This window comes from Mycobacterium sp. IDUB_39 (genome assembly GCF_055419205.1).
Window position 1 is genome coordinate 798,840 of record NZ_JBVAXF010000002.1, and the last position, 17,748, is coordinate 816,587.

Annotated in this window: 2 protein-coding genes (1 of these 2 cut by a window edge); both read left to right on the forward strand. The window is 66.8% G+C overall.

The features are described 5' to 3' along the window. Positions 1-9,562, forward strand: the 3' end of a protein-coding gene (locus ACZY0X_RS10030; RefSeq protein WP_463769894.1) for a non-ribosomal peptide synthase/polyketide synthase. The gene continues 14,849 nt to the left of window position 1, outside the view; the window shows 9,562 of its 24,411 coding nt (coding positions 14,850-24,411); its start codon lies off the left edge, out of view; it ends in the stop codon at positions 9,560-9,562. Continuing rightward, a complete protein-coding gene (locus ACZY0X_RS10035; RefSeq protein WP_463769896.1) occupies positions 9,559-17,724 on the forward strand; it encodes an amino acid adenylation domain-containing protein in 8,166 nt (2,721 codons plus the stop codon). The genes ACZY0X_RS10030 and ACZY0X_RS10035 overlap by 4 nt, the downstream gene beginning before the upstream one ends. Positions 17,725-17,748: the final 24 nt, after the last annotated feature.

The following is a 17,748-nucleotide window of genomic DNA, read 5'->3' on the forward strand; positions in this document are numbered from 1 at the left end:
CCAGTCCGCGCTGACCGCGCTGGACGGGGTGGACCAGGCGGCCGTGATCGCCCGTGAGGACCAACCGGGCGACAGGCGCCTGGTCGGCTACATCACCGGGACCGCCGACCCGGCCCAGGCGCGTGCCGCGCTGGCCGAACGGCTACCGACCTACATGGTCCCCACTGCCGTCGTCGGGATCGCGGCGCTGCCAGTGACGGTCAACGGCAAACTCGACGTCCGCGCGCTGCCGGCGCCGGACTACCAGGATGTCGGGCACTACCGCGCCCCGGCCACACCCACCGAGGAGATCCTGGCCGGAATCTTCGCTCGGGTACTCGATGTCGAGCGCATCGGCGTCGACGACTCGTTCTTCGATCTGGGTGGCGATTCCGTTTCCACGATGCGTCTGGTCTCGGCGATAAATGCCAGCCTGGACACCGATCTTGCGGCGCGCATCGTGTTCGAGGCGCCCACGGTGGCCCAGTTGGCGCCGCGTATCGGTGTGGGCACGGGCCGCATGGAGCCGCTGGTGGCCGGTGAGCGCCCCGCCGTGGTTCCACTGTCGTTCGCCCAGAACAGGTTGTGGTTCGTCGACCAGTTGCAGGGCCCCTCCCCGGTTTACAACATGCCGGTGGGTCTGCGGCTGCGCGGACACCTCGATCCCGACGCACTGGGTGCGGCGCTGACCGACGTCATTGGCCGCCACGAGACCCTCCGCACCCGCTTCGAGGCGCCCGACGGCACACCTCGGCAGGTGGTGGCATCCGCTGACCGGCCCGACTTTGGTTGGGAGGTCATCGATGCCAGCGGATGGACGGCGAGCCAGCTCGACGAGGCCATCGCTGCCACGGTTCGATACAGTTTTGACCTGGCGGCCGAAATCCCCTTGCGGGCACGACTTTTCCGGGTCGCCGAGGACGAGCACGTTTTGGTGGCCGTGGTGCACCATATCGCCGCCGACGGCTGGTCGCTAACCCCGCTGGTGTCCGATCTGAGTGTCGCGTACGCCAGCCGGCGCGCGGGACGGGCGCCCGACTGGGCACCCCTGGCGGTGCAGTACGTCGACTACACGCTGTGGCAGCGCGAGCAGCTCGGCGATCTCGATGACAGTGACAGCCCCATCGCCGCGCAGCTGGCCTACTGGGAAGAGGCACTGGCAGGACTGCCCGAACACGTGGCACTGCCCACCGACCGGCCCTACCCGCCGGTCGCCGATCAGCGCGGCTCCACCGTCGAGGTGGAGTGGCCGACCGAGTTGCAGCAGCAGGTTCGCGCGGTGGCCAGTGAGCACAGCGCAACCAGTTTCATGGTGATGCAGGCCGCCCTTGCGGTGCTGCTGTCCAACCTCAGCGCGAGTACCGATGTGGCGGTTGGCTTCCCGATCGCAGGGCGTGGCGACTCCGCCCTGGATGAGCTGGTGGGCTTCTTCGTCAACAACCTCGTCCTGCGCGTCGATCTGGCCGACGACCCCACCGTTGCCGAGTTGCTGGCCCAGGTGCGAGCACGCAGCCTGGCCGCCTACGAGCATCAGGACGTGCCCTTCGAGGTGCTCGTCGAGCGGCTCAACCCGACTCGAAGCCTGACTCATCACCCGCTGGTGCAGGTGGCGTTGGCCTGGCAGAACCTGCCTTGGCAGGACACCGGCCCCGCCGACGGGCTGCGCCTGGGTGATCTGCAGGTCTCGCCGCTGCCGGTGGACACCCAGACCGCCCGAATGGACCTGACGTTCTCCCTCGGGGAACGCTGGACCCAGAACGGTGAGCCCGCCGGCATCGGCGGGGCGGTGGAATTCCGCACCGACGTCTTCGACGCGGACAGCATCGAAACGCTGATCGGACGGTGGCAGCGGGTGTTGGCGGCGATGACTGCCGACCCCACCCAGCGGGTCTCGTCTATCGACCTGCTCGACGAGGCCGAGCATGCCCGCGTGGACGGGTGGGGGAACCGGGCGGTGTTGACCGACCCGGCCCCGGTCTCGACATCGATTCCGGCATTGTTCGCCGAACAGGTTGTCGGTGCACCCGACGCGGTGGCCATCAGTTTCGACGGCCGCGCCATGACGTACCGCGAACTCGACGAGTCCGCAAATCGATTGGCGCACAAGCTATCCGCTCACGATGTTGGTCCGGGTGAGTGCGTGGCGCTGCTGTCGGAGCGCTCCGCGGACGCGGTCGTGGCAATGCTGGCGGTGCTCAAGACCGGCGCTGCGTATCTGCCGATCGACCCCGCACTGCCCGACGCGCGGATCGAGTTCATGCTCGCCGATGCCGCGCCGACCGCCGCGATCACCACCAGCGGCCTGGCCGACCGACTGGCCGGCTGTGACCTGTTGGTCATCGAAATTGGGGATGCTGCGGCGCCGGCGGGTGACGGCCATATCAGCACGGCACTGCCGGTGCCGAGCCCGGACAATATCGCCTACATCATCTACACCTCGGGGACCACAGGTGTCCCCAAGGGCGTGGCGATCACCCACCACAACGTGACCCAGTTGTTGGGATCGCAGGACACCTTCCTCGCGGGTCAGGCGTGGACGCAGTGGCATTCGTACTCCTTCGACGCCTCGGTTGAGGAGATCTGGGGCGCGCTGTTGCACGGCGGCCGGCTGGTGGTCGTGCCCGAGTCGGTGGCCCGCTCACCGGAGGACCTCAACGCCTTGCTGGTTGCCGAACAGGTCAGCGTGTTGAGCCAAACCCCCTCGGCGGTGGCGATGTTGACACCTGAGTCTCTGGGGTCGGCGGCGTTGTTGGTGGCCGGTGAGCCGTGCCCGGCCGAGGTGGTGGACCGCTGGGCGCCGGGACGGTTGATGGTCAACGCGTACGGTCCGACCGAGACCACGATATGTGCGTCCAGGACCGCACCGTTGAGTGCAGGATCCGGGGCGCCGCCGATCGGCACGCCGGTGTCTGGGGCCGCCCTGTTTGTCCTGGATGGGTCATTGCGCCGGGTGCCACCCGGTGTGGTCGGCGAGTTGTACATCGCCGGCCGCGGTGTGGGCGTCGGGTATGTGGGCCGCGCCGGGTTGACCGGGTCGAGGTTTGTGCCCTGTCCGTTCGGAGCGCCCGGAACACGGATGTATCGCACCGGGGATCTGGTGTGCTGGGGTACTGATGGGCAGCTGCGGTATGTGGGGCGTGCCGATGAGCAGGTCAAGATTCGCGGCTACCGAATCGAACTCGGCGAGATCCAGTCGGTGTTGGCCGGGCTGGACGGTGTCGACCAGGCTGCGGTGATCGCCCGAGAGGACCGCACCGACGACATTCGCCTGGTGGGTTATGTGACCGGGCCGGCTGACCCGGCCAAGTTGCGCACCCAGCTGGCCGAGCAACTGCCCGCCTACATGGTTCCGGCCGCGGTCGTGGCATTGTCGGCAATACCGTTGACACCCAACGGAAAACTGGACACCCGCGCCCTTCCGGCACCCGAGTACCAGGACATCGATCACTACCGCGCGCCGGTCACCCTCACCGAGGAGATCCTGACCGGCATTTACGCCCAGGTACTGGGTGTGGAGCGCGTCGGTGTCGATGACTCGTTCTTCGATTTGGGTGGCGACTCGCTATCCGCGATGCGTCTGATCGCCGCGGTCAACACCGGCCTGAACGCCGGACTTGCGGTGCGCACCGTGTTCGAGGCGCCCACGGTGGCCCAGTTGGCGCCCCGCATCGGTGCCCAAGAGGCTCGGCTGGAACCGTTGGTGGCAGGCGAGCGACCTCCGGTGATTCCGTTGTCGTTCGCCCAATCCCGGTTGTGGTTCCTAGACCAGTTGCAGGGCCCATCGCCGGTGTACAACATGCCGACGGCGCTTCGCATCAGCGGGGCGTTGGACGTCGACGCGTTGGGTATGGCGCTGGCGGATGTGGTGGCCCGTCATGAGATTCTGCGCACGCTGGTCCCGGCAGTTGAGGGAATCCCTCGCCAATCAGTGGTGTCTCCCGAGACTGCCCAGTTCGGCTGGCACGTCGTCGATGCCACCGGCTGGACGCCGGCGCAGTTGCGGGAGGCGATCGGCGACTCAGCGCGACACACATTCGATCTGGCAACTGAGATCCCGTTGCGGGCAAGGCTGTTCCGCCTGTCCGAGGACGAGCATGTGTTGGCGGCTGTGGTGCACCATATCGCCGCTGACGGCTCGTCGATGACCCCATTGGTGATGGATCTGGGGGTGGCCTACGCCAGCCGGTGTGCCGGGCAAGCCCCCGGGTGGGCGCCGCTGGCGGTCCAGTACGTGGATTACACACTGTGGCAGCGCGCCCAGTTCGGTGATCTCGACGATCACGACAGCCGTATCGCAACCCAGTTGGCCTACTGGCAGGACACTCTGGCCGGGATGCCCGAGCGGGTGGCACTGCCGACCGACCGGCCGTATCCGCCCGCGGCCGATCAGCGTGGCGCCACGATGGCCCTGGACTGGTCCGCCGAGTTGGGGCAGCAGGTCGCTCGGGTGGCTCGTGAGCACAACGCGACCAGCTTCATGGTGCTGCAGGCCGCGCTCGGCGTGCTGCTGTCCAAACTCAGCGGGAGTTCTGATGTGGCGGTGGGCTTCCCGATCGCCGGGCGTCGCGACCCTGCGCTCGATGAGCTGATCGGGTTCTTCGCCAACACCCTGGTGCTGCGGGTCGATCTGGCCGGGGACCCCACGGTGGCGGAGTTGCTGGCTCAGGTGCGGACACGCAGCCTGGCCGCCTACGAGCACCAAGACGTGCCGTTCGAAGTGCTCGTCGACCGGGTCAACCCCAACCGATCCCTGACACATCACCCCCTGGTTCAGGTGGCGCTGTCGTGGCAGAACCTCACCGGACACGGCGGCAGCGCTTCCGGCGGCGGGTTGGAGTTGGGGGATCTGCAGATCGCCCAGATGCCGGCGGATACCCACACCGCCCGCATGGATCTGAGCTTCTCGCTGGCTGAACGTCGGTCGCAGGGCGGCGAGCCCGCCGGAATCGGCGGGACGGTGGAGTTCCGCACTGACGTGTTCGACCCGGCCAGCATCGAAACGCTGATCAAGCGGTTCGAGCAGGTGTTGGTGGCGATGACCACCGACTCCGGTCAGCGCCTGTCCTCGATCGACCTGCTCGACGCCGATGAACACGCCCGCCTCGATGACATGGGCAATCGGGCGGCACTGACCGGGCCCGCGGGGGAACCCGTGTCGGTCCCCGCGTTGTTCGCGACACAGGTCAGCCGCGTCCCGGAGGCCGTTGCGGTCACCGCCGGTGATCGCTCCTTGACCTACCGCGAACTCGATGAGTCCGCAAACCGGTTGGCGCACTTGCTGATCGATCAAGGCGCAGGCCCAGGGCGCTGCGTGGCCCTGCTATTGGAGCGGTCCGCGGAGGCGATCGTCGCGATGCTGGCGGTGCTGAAGTCCGGGGCGGCCTATCTGGCGATCGACCCGGCGGTGCCTGCGGCCCGGATCGAGTTCATGCTGGCCGATTCCGCACCGGTCGCCGCAATCACCCACACCGGTCTGGCCGACCGGTTGGACGGCTTCGGGTTGGCGGTCATCGACATCAACGACACCGATGTGGACGAATATCCCGCCACGCCGTTGGCGGTGGCGGACCCAGATGACATTGCCTACCTGATCTACACCTCTGGAACCACGGGTGTCCCCAAGGGTGTGGCCGTCAGCCACCACAATCTGACCCACCTCGCGCGGTCGACGCCGCAGCAGTTGCCGGTGGAACAGGTGTGGACGCAATGCCATTCCTATGCCTTCGACTTCTCGGTATGGGAGATCTGGGCCGCGCTGCTGGGTGGGTCGCGGCTGGTGTTGGTGCCCGAGTCGGTCGTGAGTTCACCCGAGGAGTTCCATGATCTGCTGATCCGCGAGCGGGTCAATGTGCTCACCCAAACTCCCTCTGCTGCTGGAGCGTTGTCGCCAGAGGGGCTGGAGTCCGTGGCGTTGCTGCTCGGTGGAGAGGCCTGCCCGGGCGAGGTGGTGGATCGCTGGGCGCCCGGACGTGTGGTGATCAACGCCTACGGACCAACCGAGATCACGGTGTACGCGTCGATGAGTACGCCACTGCTGCCCGGGTCCGGGGCCGCGCCCATCGGTGCCCCCGTCTCGACGACGGCGCTGTTCGTGCTCGACGAGTGGTTGCGGCCCGTGCCTGCCGGGGTGGTCGGTGAGCTGTACGTGGCCGGTGACGGTGTGGCGTGCGGGTACCTGGGCCGGTCGGGTCTGACGGCGGCACGTTTCGTGGCGTGCCCGTTCGGCGGGGCGGGCATTGCGGGCACACGCATGTATCGCACCGGCGACCTGGTGAGCTGGCGTGCCGACGGGCAGCTGCAGTATCTGGGCCGCGCCGATGACCAGGTCAAGATCCGCGGCTACCGCATCGAACTCGGCGAGGTTCAGTCCGCGCTGGCCGCGCAGGATTCGGTGGCGCAGGCGGTAGTGATTGCGCGCGAAGACCATCCAGGCATCAAACGCCTCGTCGGCTATGTCACCGAATCGGTGACCGGGGCGGTGGACCCGGCCGGGCTGCGGAGCGCGGTGGCCGACCGGCTGCCGCCCTACATGGTCCCAGCCGCGGTCGTCGTCCTGGATGCGTTGCCGTTGACCGTCAACGGCAAGCTCGACACTCGGGCCCTGCCGGCGCCGGACTACCAGGACGTCGATCGCTACCGTGCCCCGGCCGATGCGATCGAGGAGATCCTGGTCAGCATCTACGCCCAGGTTCTCGGGCTCGAGCGAGTCGGCGTCGACGACTCGTTCTTCGACCTTGGCGGGGACAGCATTCTGTCCATGCAGGTTGTGGCCCGGGCTCGCGCTGCCGGTGTGATGTGCAGGCCCCGAGACATTTTCGTCGAGCAGACCGTGGCCCGACTGGCGCAGGTGGTCGGCGTGACCGACGGTGACGACGGTCCGATCGACGAGGGTATCGGGCCGGTGGCGCCGACCCCGATCATGCGGTGGTTGCACGCGGTGGAGAGCGCTGGCGGCCCCGTCGACGAGTTCAACCAGACGGTCGTGGTCCAGGCCCCGCCGGGAGTGACCGAGACCGATGTGGAGATGGTCCTTGGGGCGCTGCTGGACCGGCACGCCATGCTGCGGCTGTGTGTCGAAACAACAGGGGCCGCGGGAGAGTGGACGCTGCAGGTCCCCGAGAAGGGGGCGGTGCGAGCGCGCCTGCAGTCGGTCGACGCGCTGTCCGATGAGGCGCTGGTGGCGACTCGGTCGCGGTTGAACCCGGCGGCGGGGGAGATGGTCAGTGCCCTGTGGGTGGCAACCACCGGCCAGTTGGTGCTGACGATTCACCACCTGGCCATTGACGCGGTGTCCTGGCGGATTCTGCTCGAAGACCTCAACATCGCCTGGGCCCAGCATCGCCATGGCCAACCCGTCACACTGCCGACGACCGGAACCTCATTCGCCCGGTGGGCGGCACTGCTCGATGAAGCGGCTCAAGCACCGACAGTGGTGGATCAGGCCAATAGCTGGCGAACAGTGTTGGGGAGTCCCGTAGCGCTGCCCGCGGCGCAGCCCGAGTACGACACCTACGCGACCGCTGGGCACCTCACGGCGTCACTGGACGTCGAGACGACTCGCGTGCTGCTCGGTGAGGCGCCTGCAGCGTTTCACGCTGGGGTACAGGACATCCTGCTGATCGCCTATGGATTGGCGTTGTCACAGTTCTTGGACACCACCACACCTCTGGCCATCGATGTCGAGGGTCACGGCCGCCAAGAGGAATTGGCGGACCTCGGCGCAACTCTCGACCTCTCACGCACCGTGGGCTGGTTCACCACCAAGTACCCGGTTGCCTTGAACGTCGGCGGGCTGCGCTGGTCCCAGGTGGTCGCCGGCGACGCCGCGCTCGGCCCCGTGATCAAGGATGCCAAGGAACAACTCCGCGCCCTACCCGACGGGATGACCTACGGCCTGGCGCGCTACCTCAATCACCAGGTCGAGCTGTCCGGATCCGATCCGACCATCGGATTCAACTACCTCGGCAGGCTGGGATCGACGGGGGTGGCGGAGCCGGAGGCCCTCGCCGAACTGTGGCAGGTCAGCGTCGATGGAGCGTCGGTCGCCGCTGCGGCAGCGGCGATCCCCATGCCACTTGGGCACACCGTGGAACTCAACGCCAGCACCGCCGAGACCGACTTCGGGCCAAGCCTTTACGCCACCTGGACGTGGGCTTCCTCGGTGCTGGACGAGACTCAGGTCAGCCGCCTGTCCCAGCTCTGGTTCGATGCACTGACGGGTATCTGCACCCACGTCCGCGAGGGCGGTGGTGGCCTGACACCGTCGGACATCATCCCCGCCCGGCTCACCCAGCAGGAGATCGATGAGCTGAGCCGGCAACACAGCGTCGCTGACGTACTGCCCCTGACGCCCCTACAACAGGGACTGCTGTTCCACGCCAATGCAACTCACGGCAACGACGACGACGACGTCTACGCCATGCAGCTCGACGTCACCGTCGCCGGTCCGCTGGATCCCGATCGGCTGCGCGCGGCGGTGCACACCGTGGTCAGCCGCCACCCCAACCTGGCCGCCCGGTTCGACCAGCGATTCGACGAACCCGTGCAGGTCATCCCCGCGGACCTCAGCGTGCCCTGGTTGTACGTCGAAATCGCCACGGACGACCACGATTTCCAGGAGCAGATGGAGCGGGTGTGTGCCGGTGAACGCGCGTCGGTCTGCGACCTGGTCCACCAGTCGGCCTTCCGCACGGCGCTGATCCGCACCGCGGACAACGAGCACCGGTTCGTCATGACCTACCACCACATCGTGCTCGACGGCTGGTCGCTGCCGATCCTGCTGCAGGAGATATTCGCCAGCTACTACGAGCAGCGACTGCCCGCGGCCGGGTCCTATCGCAGGTTCGTCACGTGGCTCGCCGATCGAGACGTCGATGCCGCCCATGCCGCGTGGCGTGAGGTCATGGCTGGATTCAGCACGCCCACTCTGGTGGCTCCCAGAGGGCGGACGCGACCGGGACGACGGGACACCGAGACGTTCCGGCTGCCCGCCGAGACCACCCAGACCGTCAATGCGCTTGCCCGCAGCTGCCATACCACCGTCAACACAGTGCTGCAGGCGGCCTGGGCGCAGGTGCTGATGTGGCTGACCGGCCAGCACGATGTCGCGTTCGGCGTCGCGGTCTCGGGTAGGTCGGCCGAGGTGGCAGGTGCGGAATCGATGGTCGGCCTGCTGATCAACACCGTGCCGGTACGGGCCACCATCACCCCCGACACCACCATCGCCGGCCTGCTCGGCGACCTGCAACGCTGTCACAGCGACACCCTGGATCACCAGCATTTGGCACTCAGCGAGATCCATCGGGCTGCCGGTCACGATCAACTCTTCGACACCCTGTTCGTGTTCCAGAATTATCCGGTGGACGCCGCCGCCACCCACACCACGAACGGGTTGGCGATCACCGAGGTCAGCGGCCGCGAGTACAACCACTACCCGTTGACCCTGCAAGCCATGCCCGGCACTGAACTAGTCCTGCGTGTCGAGTTCGACACCGACGTGTTCAGCGCGGATCGGGTGAAGAAGATCGTTAAGCGGTTCCAGCGGGTGTTGGAGGCCATGACAGGTGAGGTGCAGGAATCATGACCGCCGATGCGAGCCGTCGACTGTTGTCGATGGATGTGGACGATGAAGATGACCTCGCAGATCTGGATGAGTGGGGTAATCGGGCGGCATTGAGTCGGCCCGCTGCGCCGTCGGTGTCGATTCCGGAGTTGTTTGAGGCGCAGGTGACTCGCACTCCGGAAGCACTGGCGGTCAGCTTCGACGGTCGTGACATGTCGTATCGCGAGCTGGATGAGGCCGCGAATCGGTTGGCGCACTTGTTGGTTGCTCGCGGTGTGGGCCCGGGGCAGCGGGTGGGCTTGCTGTTTCCACGGTCGGTTGAGGCGGTTGTTGCGATTCTGGGGGTGCTCAAGACGGGGGCGGCGTATGTCCCGGTCGATCCGGCGGTGCCCGATGCGCGGATGCAGTTCGTGCTCACCGATTCAGCGCCGCTTGTTGTGGTGACCTCTGCTGATCTGGTGAATCGGTTGGATGGACTTGAGTTGCCGGTCATCGATGTCGCCGATGCCGCGTTGGCGAGCGCGCCGAGCAGTGCATTGCCTGTGCCGGGCGCTGACGATATCGCGTATCTGATCTACACCTCGGGTACCACGGGTGTGCCCAAGGGTGTGGCGATTCCGCACGGCAATGTGACGCGACTGTTGGACGCGATCGATACCCGCCTGGAGTTGTCGGCGGGTCAGGTGTGGACGCAGAGTCATTCGTTGGCGTTCGACTTCTCGGTGTGGGAGATCTTCGGCGCGCTGCTGCATGGTGGGCGGCTGGTGGTGGTGCCTGAGTCGGTGGCGCGGTCGGCTGAGGAGTTCCACGCCTTGCTGGTCGAGCAGCGGGTCAGTGTGCTGAGCCAGACGCCGTCGGCGTTCGATGCGTTGCAGGCTGTCGACGAGGTGCAGTCCGGGCTCGGATCGGGGCTCGCCCTTGATGTGGTGGTTTTCGGCGGCGAGGCGTTGGTGCCTTCCCGTCTTGCGGGATGGCTAGAGAATCATCCGGCATCGCCGCGGTTGATCAATATGTATGGGATCACCGAGACGACGGTGCATGCCTCGTTCCGCGAGATCCTCGCCGCTGACGTGGAGCGCACCGTCAGTCCGATCGGGGTTCCGTTGGCCGATCTGGCGTTCTTCGTGCTCGATGGCTGGCTGCGGCCGGTGTCACCGGGCGTGGTGGGCGAGTTGTATGTGGCCGGTGCGGGTTTGGGTTATGGCTATGTGGGGCGGGCGTCGTTGAGCGCGACGCGGTTTGTGGCGTGTCCGTTCGGGGAGCCCGGGATTCGGATGTATCGCACCGGCGATCTGGTGTGTTGGGGCGCTGATGGTCAGCTGCAGTATGTGGGTCGCAGCGATGATCAGGTCAAGATCCGCGGGTATCGCATCGAACTTGGCGATGTTCAGGCAGCGCTGGCCGGACTCGATGGTGTCGAGCAGGCGGTGGTGATCGCCCGTGAGGACCGCCCCGGTGACAAGCGACTGGTCGGCTACGTCACCGGCACCGCCGGATCGGATGAGCTGCGTATCGCGCTGGCCGACAGGTTGCCGGACTACATGGTGCCTGCCGCGGTGGTGGTCTTGGGCGCGTTGCCGTTGACGGTCAACGGCAAGCTCGACAAGAAGGCGCTGCCGGCACCGGAGTACACCGATGTCGATCACTACCGCGCCCCGAGCACGCCCGCCGAGGAGATCCTGGCCGGCATCTACGCCCAAGTTCTGGGCCTGGACCGAGTCGGGGTCGACGACTCATTCTTCGCCCTCGGCGGGGATTCGCTGTTGGCGATGCGCCTGGCCGCCGCGATCAACCGGTCCCTGGATGCGGGCATTGCGGTGCGTGCGGTGTTCGACGCTCCCACGGTTGCCCAGTTGGTGCTGCGCATTGGTGCCGATGAGGATCGGCTGGAGCCGCTGGTGGCTGGCGAGCGGCCGGCCGTCATGCCGCTGTCTTTCGCGCAGAGCCGGTTGTGGTTCGTCGACCAATTGCAGGGCCCCTCACCCGTTTACAACCTCGCGGTGGGGTTGCGCCTCGGAGGGCGCCTTGATGTCGACGCGCTGGGCGCGGCGTTCGCCGATGTGGTGAGCCGCCACGAGAGCCTGCGCACGCTGTTTCCCGCGGTCGACGGAATACCCCAGCAGGTGGTTGTGTCTCCTGATCAGGCCGAATTCGGCTGGGAGACAGTGGATGCAACGGGTTGGACGGTGAGCCGTCTGGAGGCAGCTGTCGGCGAGGCGGCGCGGCACAGTTTCGAACTGTCCGCCGAGATTCCGTTGCGGGCCAAACTCTTCCGTGTCTCCGAGGATGAGCACGTACTAGTGGCCGTGGTACACCACATCGCCGCGGACGGCTGGTCGATCACCCCGCTGGTGGCTGACCTGGGGGTGGCCTACGCCAGCCGATGTGCCGGGCAAGTCCCCGGGTGGGCACCGTTGGCGGTCCAGTATGTCGATTACACCCTGTGGCAGCGCGCGCAACTTGGTGACCTCGACGACAGCGACAGCCGTATCGCCAAGCAGCTGGGGTATTGGGAAGATGCTCTGGCCGGGATGCCCGAGCGCATAGCACTGCCGACCGACCGGCCGTACCCGCTGGTGGCCGATCAGGGCGGCGCCAGGGTGGACGTGGACTGGCCCGCCGAGCTGCAGCAGCAAGTCACTCGCTTGGCCCGCGAGCACAACGCGACTGGATTCATGGTCATGCAGGCGGCCCTGGCCGTGCTGCTGTCCAAGCTCAGCTCGAGTTCTGACGTGGCGGTGGGTTTCCCAACCGCCGGACGCCGTGACGCGGCGCTGGACGAGCTGGTCGGGTTCTTCGTCAACACACTGGTGCTGCGGGTCGATCTGGCATCCGATCCGAGTGTCAGCGAGGTTCTGGCGCAGGTGCGCGCACGCAGCCTGGGCGCCTTCGAGCATCAAGATGTGCCCTTCGAAGTTCTCGTCGAACGGCTCAATCCGACCCGCTCCCTGACCCATCACCCGCTGGTGCAGGTCATGTTGGCCTGGCAGAACGTCCCCGGACAGACCGGCGATCCCGGCACCGGGGTGGCGTTGGGCGATCTGCAGGTCACCCAGCTGCCCCTGGACACCCAAACCGCCCGCATGGATCTGTCGTTCTCGTTGGCCGAACGGTGGACTGAAACCGGTGAGGCCGCAGGCATTTCGGGGACGGTGGAGTTCCGCACCGACGTCTTCGACACCAGCAGCATCGAAGTCCTGATCGAGCGGTTGCAACGGGTGCTCGAGGCGATGGCCGCCGACCCCGCCCGGCCGTTGTCGGCGATCGATGTCCTCGACGCCGACGAGCGGGTCCGTCTCGACACGATCGGCAATCGGGCGGTGTTGACCCAGCCTGTGACCGGGGCATCGATTCCTGCCCTGTTCGAGGCGCAAGTGGCTCGCGACCCCCATGCCGTGGCAGTCAGCTTCGACGGCATCCACATGTCGTATCGGGAACTCGATGAGGCTGCGAATCGGCTGGCGCACATGCTCATCGGGCAGGGTGCCGGCCCGGGTCAGCGGGTGGCACTGCTGTTCTCCCGGTCGGTCGAGGCGGTCGTGGCGATCTTCGCGGTGCTCAAGACGGGGGCGGCCTATGTGCCGATCGACCCCGCGGTGCCCGATGCGCGGATGGAGTTCGTGCTCGCCGATGCGGCACCGATTGCCGCGCTGACCACCACCGATCTGATGAAGCGGCTACACGGGCGTGGGTTGGCGGTCATCGACGTGGATGACCCCGCGGTTGACGCGCACGCGAGGAGCGCGCCGCCGGGGCCGGCCGGTGACGATATCGCGTATCTGATCTACACCTCGGGCACCACGGGTGTGCCCAAGGGCGTGGCGATTCCGCATCACAACGTGACTCGATTGCTGGCGACGCTGGACGCCGACTTGGAGTTGTCGCCGGGTCAGGTGTGGACGCAGTGTCACTCGTTGGCGTTCGACTTCTCGGTGTGGGAGATCTTCGGCGCGTTGCTGCATGGTGGGCGGCTGGTGGTGGTCTCCGAGTCGGTGGTGCGATCACCCGAGGAACTCCATGACTTGCTCGTCGAGGAGCGGGTCAGTGTGCTGAGCCAGACGCCGTCCGCGTTCTATGCGCTGCAGGCGGTGGAGGGCCTCACGCCCGGGCTGGAGTCTGAACTCGCGCTTGACGTGGTGGTTTTCGGCGGTGAGGCGCTGGAGCCTGCGCGTCTGGCGTCGTGGCTGGAGAACCATCCGGTCTCGCCTCGGTTGATCAATATGTATGGGATCACCGAGACGACGGTGCATGCCTCGTTCCGCGAGATCCTCGCCGACGATGTGGCGAGCACTGTCAGCCCGATCGGTGGGCCGCTCGCCCATCTGGCCTTCTTTGTGCTCGACAGTCGGTTGGGCCCGGTGCCGGCCGGCGTCGTCGGGGAGTTGTATGTGGCCGGTGCCGGGGTCGGCGCGGGCTATGTCGGCCGGGCGCCGTTGACGTCAACGCGGTTCGTGGCGTGTGCGTTTGGCGCGCCGGGGATGCGGATGTATCGCACGGGGGATCTGGCGTGCTGGGGTGCCGATGGCCAGCTGCGGTATCTGGGGCGTGCTGATGAGCAGGTCAAGATCCGTGGGCATCGCATCGAACTCGGTGAGGTGCAGGCGGCTCTGGCGGGCCTCGAGGGTGTCGAGCAGGCAGTGGTGATCGCGCGTGAGGACCGCCCAGGCGACAAGCGTCTGGTCGGCTACATCACCGGCACCGCCGACCCAGCCCAGGCGCGCGTCGCGCTGGTCGAGCGGTTGCCGTCCTACATGGTGCCCGCCGCGGTGGTGGAGATCGACGCGCTGCCGTTGACGGTCAACGGCAAGCTCGACACCCGCGCGCTGCCGGCACCGGAGTACGCCGACATCGATCACTACCGCGCCCCGGCGACCCCCGTCGAGGAGATCCTGGTCGCCATCTTCGCTGAGGTTCTCGGGCTGGAGCAGGTCGGAGTCGACGACTCGTTCTTCGACCTTGGCGGGGACAGCATCTCGGCTATCCAGGTGATCATGCGCGGCCATCGCGCCGGCCTGGTGGGTCGGCCGCGCGACATCTTCGTGCAGCAGACGGTGGCCCGTCTGGCTCGAGTCGTCAGGGTGGGTGACCCGGCCGGTGAGGTGATCGACGAGGGTGTCGGGCCGGTGGTCGCGACCCCGATCATGCAGTGGCTCAAGGGCATGACAGGCCCGATCGACGAGTTCAACCAGACGGTGGTGCTGCAGGCTCCGGCGGGGGTGACCGAGGCCGACGTCGTGGTTGGTCTGCAGGCGCTGCTGGATCGACACGCCATGCTGCGGTTGCGCGCCACCGACGACGGTGCCGGGGGATGGTCATTGACGGTGCCCGAGCCGGGGACCGTGGACGCGCACGGATGCCTGCAGACGGCGGACGTGCTGACCGATGAGGCGGTGGCGGCGGCACGGTCGCGGTTGAACCCGGCCGCCGGTGCGATGGTCAGCGCCTTGTGGGCTTCCTCGACCGGCCAGCTGGCGTTGATCGTCCACCATCTGGCTATCGACGGGGTGTCGTGGCGGATTGTCATGGAGGACCTCAACATCGCGTGGACCCAGCATCACGGCGGGCAGCCTGTGCTGCTGCCCCCGGCGGGGACGTCGTTTGCGCGGTGGGCGGAGCTGCTGGCTGAGCACGCGCACACCCCGGACGTCGTGAGGCATGCGGAGTTGTGGCGGCAGGTGGCCGCGCTGCCTGCGGCGTTGCCTGCGCCGCAGGCAGCGGTGGACACGTTCGCCACGGCCGGCTACTTGACCGAGATGCTGGATGCCGAGACCACCCACATGCTGCTCGGTGAGGTACCCGCGGCGTTTCATGCCGGGGTACACGAGATCCTGTTGATCGCGTTTGCCTTGGCGTGGGCGCAGTACCTGGGCACTGGCGATGCGCCGGTCGCGATCGATGTGGAGGGCCACGGCCGCCAAGAGGAGCTGGGTGCAGCCGCCGATCGAAACATCGACCTGTCGCGCACGGTGGGGTGGTTCACCACCAAGTACCCGGTGTCGTTGGCGATGGGCGGATTGCGCTGGACACAGGTTGTGGCCGGTGACGCCGCACTGGGTGGGGTGATCAAAGCAGCCAAGGAGCAGCTTCGGGCCCTACCCGACGGCATGACCTACGGTCTCCTGCGCTACCTGAATCCCGATATCGACTTGGCCGGAGCCGATCCGGCGATCGGGTTCAACTATCTCGGGCGGCTGGGGTCCCCGGCGGCCTACGCGTCTGGTGATGTGTGGCGCTTCAGCCAAGAGGGCTTGTCGATGACAGGTGCTGCCGGGGCGATGCCAATTTCCCTGGCGCACACCGTGGAACTCAATGCGGTCACCATCGACACCGACACCGGCCCGCACCTGAACGCCACCTGGACGTGGGCGCCCTCGGCACTGGACACCGTGGCGGTCACCCGCATCAGCCGGTTGTGGTTTGACGCACTGGCCGGTATCTGCGCGCATGTCAGGCGTGGCGGGGGCGGTTTGACACCGTCGGATATCGCCCCTGCGAGGCTAAGTCAGCAGCAGATCGACGAGCTGCATGGCCAGTCTCCGATCGCCGACGTGCTGTTGTTGACGCCGTTGCAGAAGGGATTGCTGTACCACGCCAGCATCGCGAAGTGCTCCGGCGACGATGTGTATGCGGTGCAGCTGGATATCGCGTTGAGCGGCCCGCTCGACGTGCACCGGCTGCGCGAAGCTGTGCAGGCAGTGGTCAGCAGGCATCCGCACCTGGCCGCTCGATTCTTCCCACAGTTCGAGCAACCGGTGCAGGTCATTCCCGTTGATCCCGTCGCGCCCTGGCAGTTTGTCGAATTAGACACGAACGGCAGCGATTTCGACGTCGACGAACAGATCGAGCGGATCTTGGTCGCCGAACGCGCCGCGGTCTGCGACCTCGTCGACCAGCCCCCGTTCCGCGTCGCGCTCATTCGCACCGCACACGACCGGCACCGATTTGTGCTCACCAACCACCACATCGTGCTCGATGGCTGGTCGATGCCGATCCTGATGCAGGAGATCTTCGCCGGCTACCACGGGCTGCGGCTACCAGCGGCCTCGCCGTATCGCAGCTTCATGACATGGCTGGCCGATCGGGATCACACTGCCGCCCATGCGGCGTGGCGTGAGGTGTTCACGGACTTCGACACCCCGATTCTGGTTGGCCCGCCGCAGCAGTTGGGGCTGGGGCGGCGAAACGGTGAACTGTTCCGGGTGCCTGCCAAGACAACACGGGCGCTGACCAAGCTGGCGCGCTCGCATCACACAACCGTCAGCATCGTGTTGCAGGCTGCGTGGGCAGTTCTGCTCAGCTCGCTGACCGGCGAGCATGATGTCGCGTTCGGCACCGTGGTCTCGGGGAGGTCACCCGATGTGGTCGGCGCGGAATCGATGGTGGGCCTGCTCATCAACACGGTGCCGGTGCGGGCGACCATCACGTCGGCCAAGACCACGGCCGACCTGTTGGATCAGCTGCAGGGTGCGCACAACGACACGCTCGAGCACCAGCACCTGGCGCTCAGCGACATTCACCGCATCACTGGTCAGGAAAGGCTTTTCGACACTGTCTTCGTGTACGAGAACTATCCGACCGACACCGGCACGCCAGCGGGCGTCGACGGGTTGACCATCACCGGCTTCACCAGCCGCGACTTCTACCACTACCCGCTCACGGTGCAGGCCGGGCCGGGGCGTGAACTCGAACTTCGGGTTCAGTACGACACCGACGTCTTCGACGCGCAGAGCATTGCGGCGTTGATGGAGCGGTTCACGCACGTGTTGGTGGCGATGGCCGCCCACCCGGGGCGGCGGTTGTCGTCGTTGGACCTACGGGGTTCCGGTGCACATCACCTGCTGGATCGCTGGCACCGCCGGCGGCATTCGGCCCACCCAGCCACCGCGGTGGTGCCGACACCCGAGGTCGACACCCGGGTGGCGCACAGCCCGCCGTCGACCCTGATTGAGCAGATCGTGGCGAGCATCTACGCCGAGGTGCTCGGTGTGGACCGGGTCGGGGTGGATGAGTCGTTCTTCGACATGGGTGGGGAATCGCTGACGGCGATGCGGGTGATCGCCGCGATCAACGCCGCGCTTGATCTCCAACTCACGGTGCCCGACTTGATCGAGGCGCCGTCGGTGAGGGGCTTGAGTCAGCAGTTGAACGGAGCCATCAGCTCAGTGGGCGAAAGCCCCGCCTGACCCTGGCCGGAGATCTGTGGACCA